This window comes from Klebsiella sp. CN_Kp073, from assembly GCF_040065495.2.
Taxonomy (GTDB): Bacteria; Pseudomonadota; Gammaproteobacteria; order Enterobacterales; family Enterobacteriaceae; genus Klebsiella; species Klebsiella aerogenes.
The window spans coordinates 1338217-1360568 of sequence record NZ_CM198051.1; the positions used below are offsets into that span (position 1 = coordinate 1338217).

Annotated in this window: 18 protein-coding genes; 13 read left to right on the forward strand and 5 right to left on the reverse strand. The window is 56.5% G+C overall.

The window, feature by feature from the left end:
- The first annotated feature begins 27 nt into the window (after positions 1–27).
- The gene (tadA, locus tag ABLV66_RS06585; protein WP_348876943.1) at positions 28–531 is read left to right on the forward strand and encodes a tRNA adenosine(34) deaminase TadA; all 504 of its coding nucleotides are present in this window, start codon (positions 28–30) and stop codon (positions 529–531) included.
- On the opposite strand, the gene mltF is transcribed toward tadA, so the two are convergent.
- Positions 528–2147 carry a membrane-bound lytic murein transglycosylase MltF gene (mltF, locus tag ABLV66_RS06590; protein ID WP_047043386.1) on the reverse strand — a complete coding sequence of 540 codons (1620 nt, stop codon included), beginning with the start codon at positions 2145–2147 and terminating at the stop codon, positions 528–530. The two genes, tadA and mltF, sit on opposite strands and share 4 nt — an antisense overlap.
- A 173-nt stretch (positions 2148–2320) precedes the next feature.
- Between mltF and purL the strand changes: the two genes are divergently transcribed.
- The 5 genes from purL (at position 2321) to glnB (ending at position 10652) form a co-directional block, all read left to right on the forward strand.
- Positions 2321–6208 carry a phosphoribosylformylglycinamidine synthase gene (purL, locus tag ABLV66_RS06595; RefSeq protein WP_348876945.1) on the forward strand — a complete coding sequence of 1296 codons (3888 nt, stop codon included), beginning with the start codon at positions 2321–2323 and terminating at the stop codon, positions 6206–6208.
- A gap of 569 nt (positions 6209–6777) precedes the next feature.
- On the forward strand, positions 6778–8214 hold the full coding sequence (locus ABLV66_RS06600) for a sensor histidine kinase (protein ID WP_072251588.1): 1437 nt from the start codon (positions 6778–6780) through the stop codon (positions 8212–8214).
- 17 nt (positions 8215–8231) lie between these two features.
- The gene (gene qseG, locus ABLV66_RS06605; RefSeq protein ID WP_047043539.1) at positions 8232–8924 is read left to right on the forward strand and encodes a two-component system QseEF-associated lipoprotein QseG; all 693 of its coding nucleotides are present in this window, start codon (positions 8232–8234) and stop codon (positions 8922–8924) included.
- Positions 8911–10248, forward strand: coding sequence for a two-component system response regulator GlrR (gene glrR, locus ABLV66_RS06610; RefSeq protein WP_045377589.1), 1338 nt, complete (start codon positions 8911–8913; stop codon positions 10246–10248). Before qseG ends, glrR begins: the two co-directional genes overlap by 14 nt.
- 65 nt (positions 10249–10313) lie before the next feature.
- Positions 10314–10652 (forward strand): nitrogen regulatory protein P-II, encoded by a 339-nt coding sequence (gene glnB / locus ABLV66_RS06615; RefSeq protein WP_002914032.1) that lies wholly within the window; start codon positions 10314–10316, stop codon positions 10650–10652.
- Between the two features lie 142 nt (positions 10653–10794).
- On the opposite strand, the gene hmpA is transcribed toward glnB, so the two are convergent.
- The gene (gene hmpA / locus ABLV66_RS06620) at positions 10795–11985 is read right to left on the reverse strand and encodes an NO-inducible flavohemoprotein (RefSeq protein WP_348876946.1); all 1191 of its coding nucleotides are present in this window, start codon (positions 11983–11985) and stop codon (positions 10795–10797) included.
- A gap of 325 nt (positions 11986–12310) precedes the next feature.
- Between hmpA and glyA the strand changes: the two genes are divergently transcribed.
- The gene (glyA, locus tag ABLV66_RS06625) at positions 12311–13564 is read left to right on the forward strand and encodes a serine hydroxymethyltransferase (RefSeq protein ID WP_015370305.1); all 1254 of its coding nucleotides are present in this window, start codon (positions 12311–12313) and stop codon (positions 13562–13564) included.
- Between the two features lie 56 nt (positions 13565–13620).
- Here glyA and ABLV66_RS06630 read toward each other — a convergent pair whose 3' ends face one another.
- Positions 13621–14043, reverse strand: coding sequence for a DoxX family protein (locus tag ABLV66_RS06630; protein WP_045392754.1), 423 nt, complete (start codon positions 14041–14043; stop codon positions 13621–13623).
- Between the two features lie 299 nt (positions 14044–14342).
- Here ABLV66_RS06630 and ABLV66_RS06635 point away from each other — a divergent pair, with 299 nt between their 5' ends.
- Entirely contained in the window at positions 14343–15479 is a 1137-nt protein-coding gene (locus ABLV66_RS06635) for a 3-phenylpropionate MFS transporter (protein ID WP_047043398.1), read from the forward strand.
- Here the strand turns inward: ABLV66_RS06635 and csiE are convergent.
- Positions 15476–16753, reverse strand: coding sequence for a stationary phase inducible protein CsiE (csiE, locus tag ABLV66_RS06640; RefSeq protein WP_045392750.1), 1278 nt, complete (start codon positions 16751–16753; stop codon positions 15476–15478). The two genes, ABLV66_RS06635 and csiE, sit on opposite strands and share 4 nt — an antisense overlap.
- Before the next feature lie 124 nt (positions 16754–16877).
- On the opposite strand from csiE, the gene ABLV66_RS06645 reads away from it, so the two are divergent.
- Positions 16878–17516, forward strand: coding sequence for a DUF1007 family protein (locus tag ABLV66_RS06645; protein ID WP_348876947.1), 639 nt, complete (start codon positions 16878–16880; stop codon positions 17514–17516).
- Positions 17507–18487: a nickel/cobalt transporter gene (locus ABLV66_RS06650; protein ID WP_045367515.1), complete on the forward strand. Its 981-nt coding sequence runs from the start codon at positions 17507–17509 to the stop codon at positions 18485–18487. The genes ABLV66_RS06645 and ABLV66_RS06650 overlap by 10 nt, the downstream gene beginning before the upstream one ends.
- 48 nt (positions 18488–18535) lie before the next feature.
- Here ABLV66_RS06650 and suhB read toward each other — a convergent pair whose 3' ends face one another.
- A complete protein-coding gene (gene suhB / locus ABLV66_RS06655) occupies positions 18536–19339 on the reverse strand; it encodes an inositol-1-monophosphatase (RefSeq protein WP_015370312.1) in 804 nt (267 codons plus the stop codon).
- Positions 19340–19459: 120 nt separating this feature from the next.
- On the opposite strand from suhB, the gene trmJ reads away from it, so the two are divergent.
- The 3 genes from trmJ (at position 19460) to iscS (ending at position 22330) form a co-directional block, all read left to right on the forward strand.
- Positions 19460–20194, forward strand: a complete 735-nt coding sequence (gene trmJ / locus ABLV66_RS06660) for a tRNA (cytosine(32)/uridine(32)-2'-O)-methyltransferase TrmJ (protein WP_015370313.1) — start codon at positions 19460–19462, stop codon at positions 20192–20194.
- 252 nt (positions 20195–20446) lie between these two features.
- Positions 20447–20938: a Fe-S cluster assembly transcriptional regulator IscR gene (iscR, locus tag ABLV66_RS06665; protein ID WP_015370314.1), complete on the forward strand. Its 492-nt coding sequence runs from the start codon at positions 20447–20449 to the stop codon at positions 20936–20938.
- A 177-nt stretch (positions 20939–21115) separates the two neighbouring features.
- Positions 21116–22330: a cysteine desulfurase gene (gene iscS / locus ABLV66_RS06670; RefSeq protein ID WP_015703173.1), complete on the forward strand. Its 1215-nt coding sequence runs from the start codon at positions 21116–21118 to the stop codon at positions 22328–22330.
- Positions 22331–22352: the final 22 nt, after the last annotated feature.

Below are 22352 nucleotides of genomic sequence, written 5' to 3' on the forward strand. Positions count from 1 at the left end.
CCCCGCTTTTTCTGCAGGAGTGCCGCTGTGTCTGACCACGAATTTAACGATGAATACTGGATGCGCCATGCGCTGACGCTGGCGAAACGCGCCTGGGAAGAGGGCGAGGTGCCGGTGGGCGCCGTGCTGGTACATAACAATCAGGTCATCGGCGAGGGATGGAACCGGCCGATTGGCCGTCACGACCCCACAGCCCATGGCGAAATAATGGCGCTGCGTCAGGGTGGACTGGTTCTGCAGAACTATCGTTTAATTGATGCCACGCTGTACGTCACGCTGGAGCCCTGTGTGATGTGCGCCGGGGCGATGGTGCATAGCCGCATCTCGCGGCTGGTGTTCGGCGCCCGCGATGCTAAAACCGGCGCGGCCGGGTCGTTAATCGATGTGCTGCATCATCCGGGGATGAACCACCGCGTTGAAATTACCGAGGGAATTCTGGCTGAATCTTGCTCCACGATGCTGAGCGATTTCTTCCGCTGGCGGCGGGAAGAGAAAAAAGCGTTGAAAAGAGCGCGGCAGGAGGAGGGCTAACGTCCTGCTGTCGGCAACTTTAGTTTAACGTTGTCGACAAGCTTTTCGCCGCGGAATCTAAAGAAGGGCATCGCATACTCTTTATGCTCGCCATCGAGTTCTTCCGGCGTGACGGCTGGATAATCTTCAGCAATCGCCATCTCCTGCGCCGCTTTCCTTTCCTGTTCAGACAAATATCCAACCAGGCTGATATGGTACTTACGAATATTTTCCACGTAGGCGTAGGCCTCATGGCCGCGGGCGTAGCCATATTTTAAGCGGCTGTAGTAGGGCTTCTGGCTCAGCAATGGCAGACGCTGCTTAACGTCGGACCAGCTGTTCGGGTTGCCTTTTTGTTTTTTAGTCAGCGCCATCGCGTCAAGCATATGCGCGTAGCCCATGTTATAAGCCGCCAGCGCAAACCAGATCCGCTCCTCTTTCGGGATCGAGTCCGGCACTTTGGCCATCATATCCTGCAGATAGCGCATACCGCCGTCTAGGCTCTGTTCGGCATCGGTACGGTCGGTAAGACCTAAACTCTGGGCGGTATTGCGGGTTAGCATCATCATGCCGCGCACCCCGGTCGGCGAGGTGGCCTGCGGGTCCCAGTGCGACTCCTGCCAGGCAATCGCCGCCAGCAGTCGCCAGTCGATCTGCCGGGCGTATTTCTCAAACAGCGGCTTCAGATCCGGCAGCGTATTTTGCACCGCGCGCAGGAAGGTGCGGGTATCAACATAGTCGAAGTCGTTACCGTGGCCGAGATACTTTTCTTCCAGGCGGGCGAGAGTGCCGTCTTCGTTCATACTATTAAAGAAATCGAGCATGGCTGCCGATAGTGAATTGTCTTCGCTTTTTTCGCTAAACCAGGTGACCGGCTGTTCATCGCTGATATCGAGCGCCACAGCCAGCTCCGGATGCACGCGCTGGAACAGGCTGACGGCGACGGAATCGGCGACGGTATATTCCAGCGTACCGTCGATGACCGCCTGCATCAGGGCGGTGGTGCCGCGTTTTTCATCGACGCGCCAGTTGAGGTCCGGGTATTTGCTCTCCTTCAGCGCCTGCAGGTCGTTGAGGGCGACGTGGCCTGGGGCGATGGCGAGCTGTTCGGCGTTAATCCCGGCCAGCGTGCGCGGGCGATTACCGCCAACGCGATAGACCAGCTGCTGCGAAACGGAATAATAGGTAGGGCCTGCCTGATAGTTCTTCACCCGCTCGGTGTTATAGACCAGCCCGGCGGCCAGCATATCGGTTTTACCGGCATCGAGATCGTCGAACAACTGGCTGATATTCTGCCGCACGGTGACTTTCAGCTTCACCCCAAGGTAATCGGCGAAGCGTTTCGCCAGCTCGTAATCGAGACCGTAGTCTTTGTTGTTGATGGCAGCATAGGTCAGCGGCGAGTTAATGGTACTCACGCGCAGTTCGCCGCGGGCAATGATCCCGGCCACGCGGTTCTCCGGTTTTCCCATCCACGGCAAAGACGGCCACAGCGCCGCCGCCAACAAAAGGGTGACGACGCCGATCAGCAGATAATTAATCTTTAATTTTTTCAAATAGTTAATTTTCTGCAGCGTGGAGTTCCTCAGCTGGGTATATCCGGAAAAAGTAAAAGGTTGCCGTAAGTTGAGCGGCATTTTGCTTAAGAATGCGCCAGTTGGCAACTTATTCGCGATTCATGTCACATTTATTGATAAAACTGATGAATCATTTTATTTCTACGCAAACGGTTTCGTCGGGGCTCAGGATTCTCTATAATGGCGCCCGTTTCCCCCTGGCTCACCTTGAAAGCTTCGAAGACGAGAGACTTATGATGGATATTTTGCGTGGTTCACCTGCACTGTCGGCATTCCGTATCAACAAACTGCTGGCACGTTTTCAGGCGGCCAACCTGCCGGTTAGCACCTTATACGCGGAGTATGTTCACTTTGCCGACCTGAGCGCCCCGCTAAGCGATGAGGAGCGCGAAAGACTGGTCAGACTGCTCAAATATGGCCCAAGCCTCAGCAGCCATACGCCAACCGGTAAATTACTGCTCGTCACCCCTCGCCCCGGCACTATCTCTCCCTGGTCCTCCAAAGCTACCGACATCGCCCATAACTGCGGTTTATCGCAGGTCGTGCGTTTGGAACGCGGCGTGGCGTACTACGTTGAAGCACAGGGTCTGAGCGATGCGCAGTGGGACGCCGTTGCGGCGGAACTGCACGATCGCATGATGGAGAGCGTTTTCACTGAGCTGGAAGAGGGAGAGAAGCTGTTTGTTCACCATCAGCCGACGCCAGTGACCAGCGTTGACCTGCTGGGCCAGGGACGTCAGGCGCTGATTGACGCCAACCTCCGTCTGGGGCTGGCGCTGGCCGATGACGAAATCGACTACCTGCAGGACGCATTCGTTAAACTTGGCCGCAATCCGAACGACATTGAGCTGTATATGTTCGCGCAGGCCAACTCGGAACATTGCCGTCACAAAATTTTTAACGCCGACTGGATTATCGACGGCCAAAAACAGCCGAAGTCGCTGTTTAAAATGATCAAAAACACCTTCGAGAAAAACCCGGAATATGTGCTGTCTGCCTATAAAGACAACGCTGCAGTAATGGAAGGTTCCGAAGTCGGCCGCTATTTCGCCGACTATCAGACCGGGCGCTATGACTTCCATCAGGAGCCGGCGCACATTCTGATGAAAGTTGAAACCCACAACCACCCGACGGCAATTTCGCCGTGGCCAGGGGCCGCGACCGGTTCCGGCGGCGAGATCCGCGACGAAGGCGCAACCGGACGCGGCGCAAAGCCGAAAGCGGGCCTGGTCGGCTTCTCGGTTTCTAACCTGCGTATTCCGGGCTTTGAGCAGCCGTGGGAAGAGGATTTCGGTAAACCTGAGCGTATCGTGACCGCGCTGGATATCATGACCGAAGGCCCGCTGGGCGGCGCGGCGTTTAACAACGAATTTGGTCGTCCGGCGCTGAATGGCTATTTCCGTACCTATGAAGAGAAAGTGACCAGCCACAATGGCGAAGAGCTGCGCGGCTATCACAAACCGATCATGCTGGCGGGCGGTATTGGCAACATCCGCGGCGAGCACGTCCAGAAGGGCGAAATCACCGTTGGCGCCAAGCTTATCGTGCTGGGTGGCCCGGCGATGAATATCGGTCTCGGCGGCGGCGCGGCGTCATCCATGGCTTCCGGCCAGTCTGATGCCGATCTGGATTTTGCCTCCGTACAGCGCGACAACCCGGAAATGGAGCGCCGCTGTCAGGAAGTGATCGACCGCTGCTGGCAGCTGGGCGATGCGAACCCGATTCTGTTTATCCACGACGTTGGCGCGGGCGGTCTCTCTAACGCCATGCCGGAGCTGGTGAGCGATGGCGGCCGCGGCGGGAATTTCCAGCTGCGCGATATCCTCAGCGATGAGCCGGGAATGAGTCCGCTGGAGATCTGGTGTAACGAATCCCAGGAACGTTATGTTCTGGCGGTCGCGCCGGAACAGCTGCCGCTGTTTGAAGAGCTGTGCCGCCGCGAGCGCGCGCCTTACGCGGTGATTGGCGAAGCCACGGCGGAGCAACACCTTAGCCTGAGCGACAGCCACTTTAACGATCGGCCGATCGACCTGCCGCTGGACGTCCTGCTCGGCAAAACGCCGAAAATGACGCGTGACGTGCAAACGCTGAAAGCGCAGGGCAGTGAGCTGGATCGTCAACCAATGACGATTGCCGATGCGGTTAACCGCGTTCTGCATCTGCCGACGGTGGCCGAGAAAACCTTCCTCGTGACCATCGGCGACCGCACCGTGACCGGTATGGTAGCGCGCGATCAGATGGTAGGACCGTGGCAGATCCCGGTCGCTAACTGCGCGGTGACCACTGCCAGCCTCGATAGCTACTACGGCGAAGCGATGGCGATGGGCGAACGCGCGCCGGTTGCGCTGCTCGACTTTGCCGCCTCAGCCCGTCTGGCGGTCGGCGAGGCGTTGACAAATATCGCCGCTACGCAGATTGGCGAACTCAACCGCGTTAAACTGTCGGCAAACTGGATGGCGGCAGCCGGTCACCCGGGTGAAGACGCCGGTCTGTATGAAGCAGTAAAAGCGGTCGGTGAAGAACTCTGTCCGGCGCTGGGCCTGACTATCCCGGTGGGCAAAGACTCAATGTCGATGAAAACCCGCTGGCAGGAAGGCAGCGAGCAGCGCGAAATGACCTCGCCGCTGTCGCTGGTTATCTCCGCGTTTGCCCGCGTTGAAGACGTGCGCGGCACCGTGACCCCGCAGCTCTCTACGGAAGATAACGCCCTGCTGCTGATCGATCTCGGCAAAGGGCGTAACGCGCTGGGCGCCACCGCGCTGGCGCAGGTCTATCGTCAGCTAGGCGACCAGCCGGCCGACGTGCGTGATGTCGCGCAGCTGAAAGGCTTCTGGGACGCGATGCAGGCGCTGGTGGCGCAGCGTAAGCTGCTGGCTTACCACGACCGCTCCGATGGCGGCTTGTTAGTGACGCTGGCGGAAATGGCTTTTGCCGGTCACTGCGGCGTAACTGCCGATATCGCCGCGCTGGGCGACGACCGTCTGGCTGCGTTGTTCAACGAAGAATTGGGCGCGGTGATTCAGGTTCGCGCCGCGGATCGCGAAGCGGTAGAAGCGCTGCTGGCGATGAATGGTCTGGCAGATTGCGTGCACTACTTAGGCCAGGCGACGGCGGGGGATCGTTTTGTTATCACCGTCGACAGTCAGCCGCTGTTCAGCGAAAGCCGCACCACGCTGCGTATGTGGTGGGCGGAAACCACCTGGCAGATGCAGCGTCTGCGCGATAATCCGGAGTGCGCCGATCAGGAGCACCAGGCGAAGTCTAACGATAGCGACCCGGGTCTTAACGTTAAGCTGTCGTTTGATATCAATGAAGATGTTGCCGCGCCGTATATTGCGACCGGCGCGCGCCCGAAAGTGGCCGTGCTGCGCGAGCAGGGGGTTAACTCCCATGTTGAAATGGCCGCCGCTTTCCATCGCGCCGGCTTCGACGCCATTGACGTGCATATGAGCGATCTACTGGCGGGTCGTACCGGTCTTGGCGACTTCCATGCGCTGGTGGCCTGCGGCGGCTTCTCCTACGGTGACGTACTGGGGGCAGGTGAAGGTTGGGCAAAATCGATTCTGTTCAACGAACGCGTACGCGATGAGTTCGCCACTTTCTTCCACCGCCCGCAGACGCTGGCGCTGGGCGTGTGTAACGGTTGTCAGATGATGTCCAATCTGCGTGAACTGATCCCTGGCAGCGACCTGTGGCCGCGCTTCGTACGCAACCACTCTGACCGCTTTGAAGCGCGTTTCAGCCTGGTTGAAGTTACCCAAAGCCCATCGCTGCTGTTGCAGGGGATGGCCGGTTCGATGATGCCGATTGCCGTTTCGCACGGCGAAGGGCAGGTGGAAGTTCGTGATAGCGCGCATCTGGCTCAGCTTGAAAGCAAAGGCCTGGTGGCGCTGCGCTTCGTCGATAACTTCGGCGAAGTGACGCAAACCTATCCGGCGAACCCGAACGGCTCGGTGAACGGCATTACCGCAGTGACCAGCGAAAGCGGTCGCGCGACGATCATGATGCCGCACCCGGAACGCGTCTTCCGTACTGTCAGCAACTCCTGGCACCCGGAAAACTGGGGTGAAGACAGCCCATGGATGCGCATCTTCCGCAACGCGCGTAAGCAACTGGGTTAATACCGTTTACGTAACGCGTTGTTGATAATGAGCCCCCTGGTCATCAGGGGGCTTTTTTATTTGTGATCGGGGCCGCGTGACGGTGTCGGGAATTACCGACAAACGCGGCTTTGGGGTGTCTCCAAAAGGCGACACTTAACGCACTGATTTTAAAAGATTCTATATATATGCTTATTTGGTGTTGCTAATTAGCGACACAAAGGCCGAATGTTGTGCGATAGGCTTTTGAAGCGGAATTACATGTAATTCTTTATATATCATGCTGTTAATAATTTGTTTTGAAAGGTGGCACACTTCATGCATAATAATTGGCAGTGGCTCATTCACCTTCTTATGTCAGCCCCTTCGGGAAGCGCTACATAAACTTCGAATGACGCACAAACAGGTGCCTGCCGTCCAACTCCTGATAACAGCTCTGCTTTATCAGTCATCGGGCGAAACGTCGAGTAAGGCACCGCCTCATTCCTTAATAAAGGCAGGCTTTAGAGCCTGCCTTTATTGTTTCTGCCGTGGATGTTTCCGCCATCCTCAGTTAGCATCTTCAGGAGCTAATGGTTGAGGCTATATCTTTGAAGCGATTCTCTCTTTTCCCCCGTTCCTTGCGCCAACTGGTGACGCTTTCCTTTGTGCTGATCATGTTGCCGCTGCTTGTCCTGGCATGGCAGGCCTGGCAAAGCCTGAACGCGCTCAGCGCCCAGGCCGCGCATATTAACCGCACCACCTTGACGGATGCGCGGCGTAGCGAAGCGATGGTCAACGCCTCGCTGGAAATGGAGCGTAGCTATCTCCAGTATTGCGTGCTGGACGATCCTACCCTTGAGCGGGTCTATCAAAATCAACGTAAGCGTTATAGCGAAATGCTTGAGGCGCTCTCTGACGTGTTGCCGGATGCTGACATCTGGCAGACCCTGCGGCAAAACCTCGCCGATCTGGCCCAACTACGTTGCCATAATAGCGCGCCGGACGCCAAAGCTGCGGCGAGCCTCGAAGCCTTTGCCGATGCTAACAATGAAATGGTACAGGCGACCCGAACGGTAATCTTCTCCCGCGGCCAGCAGCTACAGCAGGAGATTGCCGAGCGCGGGCAGTTTTTCGGATGGCAGGCGCTGGTTCTGTTTCTGCTGAGCCTGACGCTGGTTTTGCTGTTTACCCGCATGATCATCGGCCCGGTGAAGGGCATCGAGAAGATGATTAACCGCCTGGGGGAGGGGAAGTCGCTGGATGATGCGGCGCTGTTCACCGGCCCGCGCGAACTGCGATCGGTCGGTAAACGGATTATCTGGTTGAGCGAACGTCTGGCGTGGCTGGAGTCCCAACGCCACCAGTTTCTTCGTCATCTGTCACATGAACTGAAAACACCGCTCGCCAGCATGCGTGAAGGAACGGAACTGCTGGCGGACCGGGTAGCGGGGCCGCTGACGACGGAGCAGCAAGAAATCGTTGAGATCCTCGATAACAGCAGCCGTAATCTGCAAAAGCTAATCGAACAACTGCTCGACTATAACCGTAAACTGGCCGATGGCCCGGTCGAGCGGCAGAAGGTGGATATTGCCGAACTGGCGCAGACCGTCGTTTCCGCGCATAGTTTACCGGCAAGGGCCAAGATGATGTCTACCGAGCTGGCGCTGGATGAACGCTTCTGCCTGGCGGAGCCGACGTTGCTGACCAGCGTGCTTGATAATCTGTACTCCAATGCGGTGCACTATGGCGCTGAATCCGGTAACATTCGTATTCATAGTTACCGCCACGGCGAGCAGGTTCGTATCGATGTCGCCAATAGCGGCGAGCCGATCCCCGCCGCCGAAAGAAACATGATTTTCGAGCCTTTTTATCAGGGAAGCCACCTGCGTAAAGGGGCAGTAAAAGGCAGCGGTCTGGGGCTGAGTATCGCCCGCGACTGCGTACGGCAAATGCAGGGAGAGCTGAGCCTGGTCGATGACAATCCCGGGTTCATCTGTTTTCGCATCTCGCTCCCCGCCGCTGAGCCGGGAAAAACCAACACATGAATCAACATTGGGTGAATATGTCCCACTTTTTCGCATTGCGCCGTCCTTTACGGGGATGGCTGCTGTCGGGCCTATGCTGCCTGACGCTGGCGGGCTGTTCCGCCGCTATGTCGCCGCGCGCCGCTGACGGCAATGCGCCGCCCGAGCTGCCGGAACATCAGGTGGCGGATTTTCTCTCCGTAGATTGCGCCAATATCTGGTCGCTGGAAAACGATGCCAGTGATAAAAACCCGCTGTACTGGCTGCGCGGCATTGACTGCGCGGATCGCCTGGCGCCGGTACAGGCCCGTGCCGAAGCCAAATTGCATAATGATGATAACTGGCAGGATGCTTTCAAACGCGGCATTCTGCTGGCCGACGCCAAAATCACCCCCGACGAGCGTCGCGAAATGGTTGCCCGCATCGACAGCTTTAGCCCGCAAATCGCCGCGCAGGTTCGCCCTCTATACCGGCTGTGGCGCGACGGTCAAGCCCGGCAACTGCAGTTATTCGAGGAGCGCTCCCGCTACGGCAAACTCCAGCAATCAAGCGATGCTGAACTGGAAACCTTGCGCCAGCAGGAGCAGCAGCTGCGTAGCCAACTGGAGCTGACCACCCGCAAGCTGGAAAACCTTACCGATATTGAGCGCCAGCTCTCCAGCCGTAAGCCCGGCGGCAATTTTAATAGCGGTAGCGATAAGGTACCGGAGGTGATCCATGACGATCCGTAAACCCGCCCACCTGCTGCTGGTGGACGACGATCCGGGGCTGTTAAAGCTGCTGGGGATGCGTCTGGTCAGCGAAGGGTACAGCGTGGTCACGGCGGAAAGCGGGCCCGAGGCGCTGCGCGTGCTGACGCGCGAACGGGTGGACCTGGTGGTGAGCGATTTACGCATGGATGAAATGGACGGCCTGCAGCTGTTTGCTGAAATCCAGAAGGCGCAGCCCGGCATGCCGGTCATCATCCTGACTGCCCACGGCTCCATTCCAGACGCCGTTGCCGCTACCCAACAAGGGGTCTTTAGTTTTCTGACTAAACCGGTCGATAAAGACGCGCTGTATAAAGCGATTGATGATGCTCTCGAGCAGAGCTCGCCGGCCACCGACGAGCGCTGGCGACAGGCGATCGTCACCCGTAGCCCACAGATGCTGCGGCTGCTGGAGCAGGCCGGTATGGTGGCGCAGTCGGACGTTAGCGTGCTGATTATCGGCCAGAGCGGTACCGGGAAAGAGATTGTCGCCCAGGCGATCCACAACGCCAGTCCGCGCCACGAAAAACCGTTTATTGCGATTAACTGCGGCGCGTTGCCGGAGCAATTGCTGGAGTCCGAACTGTTCGGCCACGCGCGCGGCGCCTTTACCGGCGCGGTCAGCAACCGCGAAGGGCTTTTTCAGGCCGCCGAGGGCGGTACGCTGTTCCTTGATGAAATCGGCGATATGCCCGTCGCGTTGCAGGTAAAGCTACTGCGCGTCCTACAGGAGCGTAAGGTGCGCCCGCTGGGCAGCAACCGCGATATCGACATCGACGTGCGCATTATCTCGGCGACCCACCGCGATCTACCGAAGGCGATGGCGCGCGGTGAGTTTCGTGAAGATCTGTTCTATCGGCTCAATGTGGTTAACCTGAAGATCCCACCGCTTTCCGAGCGCGCGGAGGATATTCCGCTACTGGCTAATCATCTATTGCGCCAGTCCGCCGACCGTCACAAACCCTTCGTGCGCGCCTTCTCCACCGATGCGATGAAGCGGCTGATGGCCGCCAAATGGCCGGGCAACGTGCGCCAGCTGGTTAACGTGATTGAACAGTGCGTGGCGCTGACCTCATCGCCGGTGATCAGCGATGCGCTGGTGGAGCAGGCGCTGGAGGGGGAGAATACCGCGTTGCCGACCTTCGTTGAGGCGCGTAATCAGTTTGAGCTCAACTACCTGCGTAAGCTTTTACAGATAACCAAAGGTAACGTGACTCATGCCGCGCGGATGGCCGGGCGCAACCGCACCGAATTTTACAAACTGCTGTCGCGCCACGAGCTCGACGCCAACGACTTTAAAGAGTAGCCCCGCGGCATAGCGCAAGCTATGATACGGTAAGCAACCGGTTACGCGACAAAGACAGGAAAACCATGAAAAAGATTGATGCGATTATTAAACCGTTCAAATTGGATGACGTGCGTGAAGCGCTGGCGGAAGTCGGTATCACCGGCATGACGGTGACGGAAGTCAAAGGGTTTGGTCGTCAGAAAGGGCATACCGAGCTGTACCGCGGCGCGGAATATATGGTGGATTTTCTGCCGAAGGTGAAAATTGAAATCGTGGTGACTGACGATATCGTTGATACCTGCGTCGATACCATCATTCGTACCGCCCAGACCGGTAAAATCGGTGACGGTAAAATCTTTGTCTTCGACGTGGCGCGGGTGATTCGTATCCGTACCGGTGAAGAAGACGATGCGGCGATTTAATCCTCGCCGCTCGCTGCAGTATTGCCGGGTGGCGCTGCGCTTACCCGGCCTACGGTCCGTGCGGCCTGCCGTTAATTTATTCACCACGCTTGCTGAAACTGCCGGTGTTGGTGGCCTTCTACAAATCCCCGCGTCGTTGGGCTTACAGAACCTTATGCGGGCCGAAACATTCGTAATGAATGTTGTCTTTATTGACCCCTAATTCTACCAGCTGCTTCGCTGCAAATTGCATAAACGCTACCGGGCCGCAGAGATAGAATTGCATCTGCGGGTCGCGAATATTTTCCGCCAGCGGCTCTAAATCCATCAAACCTTCGCTATCAAAACGTCCTGCCTGACGGTCGGCTTCGCTCGGGCTGCGGTACCAGACGTGTGAGGTAAATTTCGGTAGCGTCGCGCCAAGCGCCTTCACTTCGTCCGCAAAAGCGTGAACGTCACCGTTTTCCGCCGCGTGGAACCAGTTCACCTGGCCCTGATGATGGCTTTTCGCCAGCGTATCCAGCATCGCCAGCATTGGCGTTTGGCCGACGCCGCCGGAGAGCAGGGTCACCGGCGTCTGCGCTTCCACGTTAAGGAAGAAGTCGCCTGCAGGTGCGGCTAAATAGACCACGTCGCCTTCGCTGGCGTGGTTATGCAGCCAGTTAGACACCTGGCCGCCATTCTCGCGTTTCACCGCGATGCGATAGCCCTTACCGTCCGCTTTGCGGGTCAGAGAGTATTGACGAATTTCCTGATATTCGAAGGCTTCCGGCTTCAGCCAGATAGCCAGATACTGTCCCGGCTGGTAATCGGCGACCGGCTGACCGTCGACAGGCTCCAGTTCAAAGCTGGTAATAAGCTGGCTGCGCGGGGTCTTCTTAACAATGCGAAACGCACGGGTACCTTCCCAACCGCCATTTTTACTGGCGTTATCCTGATAGATTTCCGCTTCGCGATTGATGAAGACGTTCGCCAGCACGCCATAGGCTTTGCCCCAGGCGTCGAGTACTTCCTGGCCCGGGCTAAACATTTCGTCGAGGGTCGCCAGCAGATGGCTGCCGACAATATTGTACTGCTCCGGTTTAATCTGGAAGCTGGTATGTTTCTGGGCGATTTTTTCGACCGCCGGCAGCAGGGCCGGCAGGTTGTCGATATTGCTGGCGTAGGCGGCGATAGCGTTGAACAGCGCTTCGCGCTGATCGCCGTTACGCTGGTTACTCATATTGAAGATCTCTTTGAGCTCCGGATTATGAGTAAACATACGATCATAAAAATGCGCGGTTAACTTTGGGCCGGTCTCTACAAGCAGGGGAATGGTGGCTTTGACCGTGGCGATGGTTTGAGCGTCGAGCATAGCAGCTTCCTTAAATATTATCCTATTGATGCATTTCAAATGCATCTTATATAAATAACCCTGCTATGTAAATGGTTCTTTATCACTTTGCCGCAAAGCCGTTACAACATGAAGAATTTGCATCACAAACCTGAAAAGAAATCCGTTGATAATGTTTGATGCGTTATTGCTCAAAGCCTTGTGTGCTGTGGAGCCAATCGTTTGCGTAAAATCCTTTGTCAAGACCTGTTATCACAGAATGATTCGGTTATACTGTGGGCCGTTGTCCATCAGGACCGCCTTTTTAGGCCAAAAATTTTATCGTTAGCTGAGTCAGGAGATGCGGATGTTAAAGCGTGAAATGAACATTGCCGATTATGATGCCGAACTGTGGCAGGCTATGGAGCAGGAAAAAGTACGTCAGGAAGAGCACATCGAACTGATCGCCTCCGAGAACTACACCAGTCCGCGCGTGATGCAGGCTCAGGGTTCCCAGCTGACTAACAAATATGCCGAAGGTTATCCGGGCAAGCGCTACTACGGTGGCTGCGAGTACGTGGATATCGTTGAGCAACTGGCTATCGACCGCGCGAAAGAACTGTTCGGCGCCGACTACGCTAACGTGCAGCCGCACTCCGGCTCGCAGGCTAACTTTGCCGTCTACACCGCGCTGCTGCAGCCAGGCGATACCGTGCTGGGTATGAACCTGGCGCAAGGCGGCCACCTGACCCACGGCTCCCCGGTTAACTTCTCCGGTAAACTGTACAACATCATTCCTTACGGCATCGATGAGTCCGGTAAAATTGACTACGAAGACATGGCGAAGCAGGCCCAGGAGCACAAACCGAAGATGATCATCGGTGGCTTCTCCGCTTACTCCGGTATCGTTGACTGGGCGAAAATGCGTGAAATCGCTGACAGTATCGGCGCATACCTGTTCGTCGATATGGCGCACGTAGCGGGCCTGATTGCCGCCGGCGTTTATCCGAACCCGGTTCCGCACGCCCACGTTGTTACTACTACCACCCACAAAACCCTGGCGGGTCCGCGCGGCGGCCTGATCCTGGCGAAAGGCGGTAGCGAAGAGCTGTACAAGAAACTGAACTCCGCCGTGTTCCCAAGCGCGCAGGGCGGCCCGCTGATGCACGTTATCGCCGCGAAAGCGGTGGCGCTGAAAGAAGCGATGGAGCCAGAGTTCAAAGTTTACCAGCAGCAGGTTGCTAAAAACGCCAAAGCGATGGTGGAAGTGTTCCTGAACCGCGGTTACAAAGTGGTTTCTGGCGGTACTGAAAACCACCTATTCCTGCTGGATCTGGTTGATAAAAACCTGACCGGTAAAGAAGCTGACGCCGCCCTGGGCCGCGCCAACATCACCGTTAACAAAAACAGCGTGCCGAACGATCCGAAGAGCCCGTTCGTGACTTCCGGTATCCGTATCGGTTCTCCGGCTGTGACTCGCCGCGGCTTTAAAGAAGCGGAAGTGAAGGAGCTGGCTGGCTGGATGTGCGACGTTCTCGACAATATCAACGACGAAGCTGTTATTGAGCGCGTCAAAGGTAAAGTGCTGGATATCTGCGCACGTTTCCCGGTTTACGCATAATCTTGCCGCGTTAAGATAAAAAAGGCCGCGATTGCGGCCTTTTTTGTGTCTGATGATTAGCGGCGGTCAAGCGAAATTGAACCCGGTCCGGTTATTGCCAGCAGCAGGAAGGCCCCGGCGATACTGACGTTCTTATAGAAGTTAATCATATTCGGCAATACCGCATCGCCGGTCATATCCCAGTAATGGTGGCCGATAACCGCGGTACCCAGGGTGTAAAAAATAAAGATCACCGCCAGCGGGCGGGTAAAGAAACCTAAAATAATCAGAATAGCGGCGGGAACCTCCATGATGACCGCGATAATCGCCGCCAGCGTCGGCAGCGGCGCGCCGGAAGAAGCCATATATTGTACCGTTCCGCTAAATCCCATCAGTTTCGGATAGCCAAAAATAATGAACAGCAGCACGATCGCAATACGTGCGATTAACAGCAGAACAGGGCGGGAAGAGCCAAAGTCAAAATAGCGTAGCGTGTTCATAATCAGTCCTTTATCACAGGCGTGTGATCTAAACGTAATACACATTTTTACTCCCCGCCACGCTGGGAAACTAATATTGTTGCGCTTCGTTTAGCGGCGATTGAGTCGATATGCAGAAAGCGCTTTGATGCCCGGTTATCGGATTTTTTTTCATACTGCCCGCCATTTCGTAAAACCTTTGCGTGACGATGCTCACGATTTTAAGAGAAATGTAGTTAATGACCATGCAGATAGTGAGACATGGGTTTGCTCAGTATGCGCTTTATCGCCAGACTAGAGCTTCCATTCGGGAGGGAATCATGGTCTTGCACTCCACGCGCTGGCTGGCGCTAAGTTACTTCACCTATTTTTTTAGCTACGGTATTTTTCTACCATTCTGGAGCGTCTGGCTGGCAGGCGTTGGCCTGACGCCGGAAACCATCGGCGTGCTGCTCGGCGCCGGGCTGGTGGCGCGTTTTCTGGGCAGTCTGCTGATTGCGCCGCGGGTTAGCGATCCTTCTCGTTTGATTAGCGCCTTGCGAATCCTCGCGTTGCTGACGCTGCTGTTTGCTCTCGCCTTCTGGGTCGGCGGGCAGGTGGCCTGGCTGATGGTAGTCATCGTCGGATTCAACCTCTTTTTCTCCCCGCTGGTGCCGCTAACCGATGCGCTGGCCAACACCTGGCAAAAGCAGATCACCATGGATTACGGCCGGGTGCGATTGTGGGGATCGATTGCTTTCGTCATCGGTTCTGCGCTGACCGGCAAACTGGTGAGTTTGTATGATTACCGGGCGATCCTGCTGTTGTTAAGCCTGGGCACCGCTTCGATGCTGTTGGGCATGTTACTGAAACCTTCAGTGATGCCGCAGGGGGAGAGCCGACATCAGGAGGCGGCCGGACTATCGGCGTGGCTTAGCCTGGTGCGGCAAAGCTGGCGTTTTCTTGCCTGCGTCTGTCTGTTGCAGGGGGCGCACGCCGCCTACTACGGTTTCAGCGCGCTGTACTGGCAGCAGGCCGGTTATTCAGCTTCCGCCGTCGGCTATTTGTGGTCGCTTGGCGTCGTCGCCGAAGTGGTGATTTTCGCCCTGAGTAAAAAGGTCTTCCGCCGCTTTAGCGCCCGCGACCTGCTGCTGCTTTCGGCGGTGTGCGGCGTGGCGCGCTGGACGATTATGGGCTGGACGACCGCGTTGCCATGGTTACTGGTCGCGCAGATCTTGCATTGTGGAACGTTTACCGTCTGCCATCTGGCGGCCATGCGCTATATCGCCGCGCGGCAGGGAAGTGAGGTCATCCGCCTGCAGGCCGTTTACTCGGCGGTGGCGATGGGCGGCAGCATTGCGGTGATGACGGTATTTGCCGGCTTCCTCTATCAGCACCTGCATCAGGGCGTCTTCTGGGTGATGGCGCTGGTAGCGCTTCCGGCGCTGATCGTGCGGCCGAAGGTGGTAACCGCCTAGCTCTCAAGCATTTTGCAAATCTGCTGCCGCTGGTGATCGCTGAAATTCTCTTCAGCATGAAACAGCGGCGGCGAAAACAGCGGTAGCGCGGTGGTGTAAGGCGTGACTACTAAGGTCACATCTTTCGGCGCGCCTTGTTGCTGAAACTGCGTCACGCTTAAGTATTTAATATTCAGCGGCAGCAGCGTCAATTCCCGCAATTGCATTTCCAGCGCCTGTTCCAGCTCGCTGTTTTCCCGCGTCAGCAACACCACCTGCTTTTCATGCAGGTCGGCTTTTTGCATCAACCATGCGCCGAAAATCACCGCAATTAAACTGACCTCTTCCTGATTAAATTGAATATGATAGGCCGTTTCGAAATCGCGCAATGCGTCCTGAGTAGTACGCATCAGGCGCGGATACAGGCGTCCGATCTCCTCAGGTAAGGCGTTATCGATACCGATAGCGAATACGCTGCGGTTCAACGCCTGCGAAAGATGAATATAGAGCTGGTCGCTTAACCCCTGTTCATCGCTAAACGGCCGTCCCGCCAGATCCTGGAAACGATGGATCAAGCGGGAGATCGCCAGATGCAGGCGTCTGTCCTGTTGATGGCCGTCATGAATCGGATCCGGCGTTTTCAGCAACATAAAAAGCAGGGTCAGGAAATGTTGTTCGCCGGCGTGGGGCGTGGCGCTGACCCGACGCTGCCAGTGGCGAACGATTTCGGCGGCGAGGTCAAATTCCGCCGCCGCCTGGGCCCAGCTGCGCTGCTGGTGGGTGAAATCCGGCGACTGGCCCAGATGATGTTGTAGCAGGCAGTACTGAAGATACAGGCGCAGGAACTGCCCGTCCCGACAGTCAAACTGCCGATTGAGCGCGCGCGCGCAGCGATTCACCAGCGCCTGAAGATTGGTATCATCATATAAGGTTCGCGCGATACCCTGCTGTTTAAGCTGCGTTTTTAACGCCGGGGTAAAATGGTGGTGAACGAAATGCGGGCACAGGCGCAGCCCGCGCCGGAGAGCGTGCAGCAGGCACAGGCGTTGATCGAGCGCGGCGCCTTCAATCCGATAGCTGCCGTCCATCTGCGACGCGAGAGTCAGTCGATGATAACGCTGAATTTCGCGCCCCGTCTCCGCGATATCCTGTTGGGCCGTCGCCTCATCCACCTGGTTGAGCCTGACCAGCTGTTGCGGCGTGACGGATTGTCCCGGAAGATAGAACATCAGGAGCACCTGGCTACGGCGCTGTGGACTGGAAAGCGCAGATGGTGGTTCAATCACTGTCATCATCTGGTAAGTTCCAGTTAGGGTTTCAGCTAAGAATAGCCAAAGGATGCGGGTTGAGCAGGACGGGCCGCGGCCTTTAGATCAGGATTGCTGGCGAGGTTCACAGAATTTTTCACGCGAGGAACAGATGAAGAGAGTGAAACACTGCGTCAGTGCGGCATTTTTCATGGTTTTATCATTGTCAGCCGTTGCGCATCCGCACAGCTTCATTAATTTGCAGAGTGAGGCCGTGGTGAAAGACGGTCAGTTGACCGGTTTCAATATGCGCTGGACGATGGACGAAATAACCTCAGCGGATCTGCTCTATGATGCCGGAAATGCCAAGCCGGGCAGCGAAGTATGGAAAAAACTGGCAGCGGAGGTGATGGCCAATGTGCTCGGCCAGCACTACTTCAGCGAGCTGTGGCATAACGGCCAGCGGGTGAAGTTTGCTAACCGCCCGGATGGTTACGGCCTTGCGCGTAGCGGGATGCAGGCGGTACTTACCTTCACCTTGCCGCTGGCGACGCCGCAGCCCATTGCCGGACAAACCTTCACTTTATCCACCTTCGATCCGACCTACTATGTCGATATGTTTTATGAGCAGGATAGCGATTTTTCACTGCCTACCGCGCTGCGGGCCTCCTGTAAGACCACGGTAATGACGCCGAAACCCAACGACAAAATGCTGTCTTATGCGAAGTCGCTCGATAAAGAGGACGCGCCGCCGGAAGACATGGAACTGGGTAACTACTTCGCCCAGAAGGTGACCTTGACATGTCAGTAGTCTTTACGCCGCGAGCGCGGGCGCCGCGCTGGAAATCACTCTGGCCGCTGGCGCTGTTTCTGACGCTGACCGTCGTGGGCGGTATCTGGTTGTGGCTCGCCTGGCCGCAGGTACTGTTGCAAAGCGCGGTCTGGCAGCGTTCACTGAATCTTGAGCTCAGCCAACTGCTGCAGGCGGTGGCGGATAACCCTTCAGCGGCGGGGCTATCGCTGCTCGGGTTCAGCTTTGTCTACGGTGTGCTACATGCCTTAGGCCCTGGCCACGGTAAAATCGTGATTACCACCTGGCTTGCCACCCATCCCTCAAAGCTGAAATCGAGTATTACGCTGACGCTGGCAGCATCGCTGTTGCAGGGAATGGTGGCGATAGCGCTGGTGGTGGTGGTATTGACGCTGCTGCAGCTCCCGGCGCGTCAATTGCATCTCAGCAGCTTCTGGCTGGAGAAGGGCAGTTATCTGCTGGTCGGCGCATTGGGGCTTTTACTGTGCTGGCGGGCATTGAAAAAACTGCGAGTCTTGCTACGGCGGCCAACGTTTACCGCTTTTACCCTGCAGCACGTCCATGATGAACATTGCGGCTGCGGCCATCAGCACCTTCCGGCGCCGGATCAACTACAGAGTGGCGACGACTGGCGCGCCAGGCTGGCGATTGTGCTGTCGATGGGCATGCGTCCCTGCTCGGGAGCGATTATGGTGCTGCTGTTCAGTAAGGTGATCGGCGTCTTTGGCTGGGGCATGGCAGCCGCGCTGGTGATGGCGGCGGGAACGTCGCTGACCATAAGCGGGCTGGCGCTGTTGGTGCATGGATTCCGCCAGTTGGCTATCCGCCTGAGTCGCCATCAGGCACCAGCGATGTGGAAACAGGTTGGCTGGGCGACGCTGGCGCTGGCCGGCGGCGTGGCGCTGTTGACGGCGGCCGTCGTGATGTGGAGTAGCGCGATCCCGCCGGGCGGCGGCTTGCGGCCGTTTTAGGGGATAAAAAAAGGAAGCCGCGGCTTCCTTTTTACATTCAGTGAGAAATTAACGCTTCAGCGCTTCGCTCAGCTGCTCGCGCATGTTCGCCAGCATCGCTTTCACGACGCGCGGGTTACCGGCTACGATGTTGCCGGTCAGCATATAGTTATGACCACCGGTGAAGTCGCAAACGATGGCGCCTGCTTCACGAGCGATCAGCTCGCCTGCGGCGAAATCCCACGGTTTGAGGGCGATTTCAAAGTAACCATCAACGCGGCCAGCGGCAACGTAGGCCAGATCCAGTGCGGCGGAACCGGTGCGACGGAAGTCAGCGCACTCGGTGAACATATTGCCGAGGATGTTCATGTAAGCGGTAGCGTGCTGCTTGGCTTTGAACGGGAAACCGGTGGCGATGATGGTGCCGTCGAGATCGCGAGCGTTGCTGCCGCGCAGACGGTAGCCGTTCAGCTGCGCGCCCTGACCGCGGGTGGCGGTGAACAGTTCATTACGCATCGGATCGTAAACCACCGCGACTTCAGTACGGCCTTTAATGCGTACGGCGATGGAAACGGAGAAGTGTGGCAGACGTTTAACGAAGTTGGTGGTGCCATCCAGTGGATCGATAACCCATTGAATATCCTGATCTTCACCAGCGTGCTCGCCGCTTTCTTCGGTGATGATGGTGTGCTGTGGGTAAGACTTGCGAATGGTTTCGATAATAATCGCTTCTGCGGCTTTATCGACGTTAGTCACAAAGTCATTGCTGCCTTTCTGGCTGGTTTCTACGGAATCTGGCGTTTCGTAGTGCTTGGCAATTAAATTACCCGCCTTGCGCGCTGCGCGCACGGCAATGTTCAGCATCGGATGCATCGGTATCTCTCACTGGATGTTAAAGAACGGGAAAAAACGGCGCATATAGTAACAGCGAATTCTGCTTATGTCTCCGTTTTATGTTAGCATGCACGAATAATCTTTAGCCGAAGAACCATAATGCTGCAAAATATTCGAATCGTACTGGTAGAAACCTCACACACCGGCAATATGGGCTCCGTTGCCCGCGCGATGAAAACCATGGGCTTAACTAACCTGTGGCTGGTCAACCCGCTGGTGAAACCTGATTCCCAGGCCATCGCGCTGGCCGCTGGCGCCAGCGATGTGATTGGCAACGCGCAGATCGTCGATACCCTTGATGAAGCGCTGGCGGGCTGTAGCCTGGTGGTTGGCACCAGCGCGCGCTCCCGCACGCTGCCGTGGCCGATGCTGGATCCGCGCGAATGCGGTCTGAAAAGCGTCGCCGAAGGACAGCATGCGCCGGTCGCGCTGGTCTTTGGCCGCGAGCGCGTTGGCCTGACCAACGACGAACTGCAGAAGTGCCACTATCACGTGGCGATCGCCGCCAACCCGGAGTACAGCTCGCTGAACCTGGCAATGGCGGTGCAGGTTATCGCCTATGAAGTGCGAATGGCCTGGCTGGCGACGCAGGAGCAGGCGCAGCCGGCGGTTGAACATGAAGAGACGCCGTATCCGCTGGTCGATGATTTAGAACGTTTTTACGGCCACCTTGAGCAGACGCTGCTGGCGACCGGTTTTATCCGTCCGAATCATCCGGGGCAGGTGATGAACAAGCTGCGTCGTCTGTTCACCCGCGCGCGTCCGGAAAGCCAGGAGCTGAACATTCTGCGCGGGATGCTGGCGTCTATTGAGCAGCAGAATAAAGGTAAGTAACCGCGTTCCCGCCGGATGGCGCTTCGCTTATCCGGCCTACGAAGCTACATCTCTGTTGTAGCCCGGGCGAGGCCTTTGGCCGACCCCGGGAGCGGCTCGAAATCAATAACGGCACGGAAAGCCAAATACCTGACTAAAACAGTCAAGTAAATAGTTGACCAATTTACTCGGGAATGTCAGACTTGGCCCTGCTATGCAATACCCATATTAATAAAAAGCCCGGGCAGGGGCGAGTTTGAGGTTAAGTAAGACATGAGACTGACATCTAAAGGGCGTTATGCCGTGACCGCAATGCTTGACGTTGCGCTCAACTCTGAAACGGGTCCGGTTCCGTTGGCAGATATTTCAGAGCGTCAGGGAATTTCGCTTTCCTATCTGGAACAGCTGTTCTCTCGCCTGCGTAAAAATGGTCTGGTATCCAGCGTTCGTGGACCAGGCGGCGGTTACCTGTTAGGTAAAGAAGCTGGCAGCATCGCCGTAGGCGAAGTGATCAGCGCCGTAGACGAATCCGTTGACGCCACCCGTTGTCAGGGTAAAGGCGGCTGCCAGGGTGGCGATAAGTGTCTGACTCACGCGCTGTGGCGCGATCTGAGCGAACGTTTGACCGGTTTCCTGAACAACATCACCCTGGGCGAACTGGTGAATAACCAGGAAATCCTCGATGTTTCCGGTCGTCAGCACAATCATGAATCTCAGCGTACTACGCGTTCTCAGGACGCCATTGACGTAAAACTGCGCGCCTAGCACGAGGCTTAGTTTCAGCTTGCGGCTTACGGGCTGCAAGGTGAAACGGCAGGGTAGATAGCAATAATAAAGATTTTCAGAATCAGGCCGGGATGTTAAGACATCTCGTGTACTCGGTCGTACATCAAGCCGGTTGCCTGGTTCCTTGCATTGAGTGATGTACGGAGTTTAAGAGCAATGAAATTACCGATTTACCTCGATTACTCCGCAACAACGCCGGTGGACCCGCGTGTTGCCGAGAAAATGATGCAGTTCCTGACCCTGGACGGGACCTTTGGTAACCCGGCCTCACGTTCTCACCGTTTCGGTTGGCAGGCTGAAGAGGCGGTAGATATCGCCCGTAATCAGATTGCCGAACTGGTCGGCGCCGATCCGCGCGAAATCGTCTTTACCTCCGGCGCAACGGAATCCGATAACCTGGCGATTAAAGGTGCAGCCAACTTTTATCAGAAAAAAGGCAAGCACATCATCACCAGCAAAACCGAGCATAAAGCGGTACTGGATACCTGCCGTCAGCTCGAACGCGAAGGTTTTGAAGTGACCTACCTTGCTCCGCAGAGCAACGGTATTATCGATCTGAAAGAACTGGAAGCGGCGATGCGTGACGACACCATCCTGGTTTCCATCATGCACGTAAACAACGAAATCGGCGTGGTGCAGGATATCGCTACCATCGGCGAGATGTGCCGCGCCCGCGGTATCATTTACCACGTTGACGCCACCCAGAGCGTGGGCAAGCTGCCTATCGATCTGAGCCAGCTGAAAGTTGACCTGATGTCCTTCTCCGGTCACAAAATTTACGGCCCGAAAGGTATCGGCGCGCTGTATGTACGCCGTAAGCCGCGTATTCGCATCGAAGCGCAGATGCACGGCGGCGGTCACGAGCGCGGCATGCGTTCTGGTACCCTGCCTGTCCACCAGATCGTCGGTATGGGCGAAGCTTACCGTATCGCCAAAGAAGAGATGGAAAGCGAAATGGCGCGCCTGCGCGGCCTGCGTGACCGTCTGTGGAACGGCGTGAAAGATATGGAAGAAGTCTATTTGAATGGCGACCTCGAGCAGGGCGCGCCGAACATTCTCAACGTCAGCTTCAACTATGTTGAAGGCGAGTCGCTGATTATGGCGCTGAAAGACCTGGCGGTTTCCTCCGGTTCAGCCTGTACTTCCGCGAGCCTTGAGCCATCCTACGTGCTGCGCGCATTAGGCATGACTGATGAACTGGCGCACAGTTCTATTCGTTTCTCTTTAGGTCGTTTCACTACCGAAGAAGAGATTGACTACACCATCAAGCTGGTTCGTAACTCCATCGGCCGTCTGCGCGACCTTTCTCCGCTGTGGGAAATGTTCAAGCAGGGCGTGGATCTGAACAGCATTGAATGGTCACATCACTAATTCGGCACCGATAAGGAGAATT